The organism is Shewanella sp. 10N.286.45.A1 (genome assembly GCF_041470405.1).
In the GTDB taxonomy this organism is placed as follows: domain Bacteria; phylum Pseudomonadota; class Gammaproteobacteria; order Enterobacterales; family Shewanellaceae; genus Shewanella.
This window is the reverse complement of the sequence record NZ_JBFRMK010000041.1, coordinates 3367-5366: the sequence shown is the minus strand read 5'-3', so window position 1 is coordinate 5366 and position 2000 is coordinate 3367. Positions and strand designations below refer to the sequence as shown.

The window sequence follows — 2000 nt, the reverse complement described above, 5'->3', positions numbered from 1 at the left end:
AGGTTAGACGAGCATGAGAATGCATCACTGCGGGGTAAAACTTATATCCAGATAATTTGCCCGCTGCAGAAATGGTCATCTCAGCGACCATACACAGTCGATCAACCTCTGGCATCAACGAACACAGGCCATTTGAGATCTTCTCTGGCAGCATAGGAATGACTTGAGATGGGAAGTACACCGAGTTACCGCGCGAGCGCGCTTCTCTATCTAATGCTGATTCTGTGCGCACATAATGGCTAACATCAGCGATTGCGACCCATAGACGCCAGCCGCCTGATTTTTTCTTCTCTGCATATACTGCATCGTCAAAGTCACGGGCATCTTCGCCGTCAATAGTCACTAACGGTAAATGACGTAAGTCAACACGGCCTTCTTTATCAGCCTCTGTCACTTCATCGGGTATTTTTCTGAGTTTCTTCTCAATCAGTCCTGACCACTTATGTGGCAGGTCGTAATTGCGCAGCGCAATCTCAATCTCCATCCCAGGAGCCATCTGCTGCCCTAAAACTTCAGTTACTTTTGCAGCAGCTTTAACATAACGTCCAGGTCTGCGAGTCAGCTCTAAAACAACGATATCGCCCTGACGAGCACCTTTACGGTCCTCTTCAGGGATCAGGATCTCCTGAGTGATGCGGCGGTCATCAGCAATAACAAAGCCCATGCCGGCATCAAGATGAAAACGGCCAACTAATGCCGCGGTGCGCTGTTCAACTAAACGGACGATTCTGGCTTCGCGGCGGCCTTTACGGTCAACACCTGCTTTTTGTGCGAGCACTTTATCACCGTGGAAATACATCATCATGTCACGGTTATTGATATAGAGGTCGTCACCGCCCTCTTCTAGCTTAAGAAAGCCAAAACCATCTCGGTGGCCAATAACGGTACCAGTTAGCAAGTCCATTCTTTCTGGCAAACCATAAGCCTTGCCACGGGTAAACACTAGCTCACCGTCACGCTCCATTGCGCGTAAACGACGACGAATAGCTTCTAATTGCTCTTCGCCCTCAATCTTGAGTGCGTCTGCTATATGTTCACGGGTTAACGGGGACTTTTGAGAGCGTAAGTATTCCAAAATATACTCACGACTTGGGATAGGGTTGTCGTACTTTTCTTGCTCTCGCTTAATATGTGGATCTTGTATCATTCATTTTCCAAAATATTGGCATGGCTGCTTTCAGCCATGCTTATTGTTGCGTTCTCAGGTGTTCCTGTTTGGCCCTAGCCACTGAGCTGGGCGGCATTTTTACCTCTAACACCTTTAACAAATTGTTTGCTTCGGCTTGCACCGTTTCATCGCTAAATACTTCGTTGTATAGCCAATGAAATCCAGTTTCGTAATCGCGTGGGCTGCCATAGCCTTCACCAAATAACCGAACCAACATGATTCGCGCAGGCAGGTCACCTGTCGCAGCGGCGGGCAATACATATTGCACAGCACGCTCTTTATCTTCCATAACGAATTTACCGTCATGGTAATACTCCGCCATTCTAACCATGGCTTCAGCACTGCCTTGTCGTGCTGAGGTTTTTAACATCGAGATCCCACGTGGCGGATTGGCCTTAACGCAGATCCCGTAATTGAGCATTTCAGCCCAAAGATACTGATAGAGTGGCTGCTTTAGCACTTCAGCCCTCGCTTCAATATCCTCTACAATTTGGCAATCATCGCCTTTAACTTGTGTCAAATAGCGTTTACTGCGGATTAAATCAACCAGTTGCTCTTGAGTATAGACGTCTACGGCTTTGGGAGCAGCCATACTCGGCAAAGAAATTATCGACAATACAATAATTAATACATAACGCAGCATAAGTTCTCTCAATGACAGTAAGTAAATTCAAGCACAAATATATTATCAGCTATAGACGTATTTGTAGCCTGTTCTGTCTTTTTCATCGGCAGTATAACGTATTTCTTGAGGACTACCTGCGCCTCAACCCTTCCTAGTTGCAGCGACTTTTTTTACCTTCAATGAACACCCAATAAAAAGGCCGCTAAT

Annotated in this window: 2 protein-coding genes; both read right to left on the bottom strand. The window is 46.5% G+C overall.

Going from position 1 to position 2000, the window contains the following annotated elements; genetic code table 11:
- On the bottom strand, positions 1 to 1147 hold a 1147-nt coding region (locus AB4238_RS03575; RefSeq protein WP_372031362.1), incomplete at its 3' end, for a VacB/RNase II family 3'-5' exoribonuclease.
- A gap of 40 nt (positions 1148 to 1187) precedes the next feature.
- The gene (locus AB4238_RS03570) at positions 1188 to 1811 is read right to left on the bottom strand and encodes a tetratricopeptide repeat protein (protein ID WP_372031361.1); all 624 of its coding nucleotides are present in this window, start codon (positions 1809 to 1811) and stop codon (positions 1188 to 1190) included.
- Positions 1812 to 2000 lie beyond the last annotated feature (189 nt).

What these genes read in the sequence shown, in the direction of transcription:
- AB4238_RS03570 (WP_372031361.1), bottom strand. Translation starts at nt 1,811, where the DNA reads ATGCTGCGTTATGTATTAATTATTGTATTGTCGATAATTTCTTTGCCG.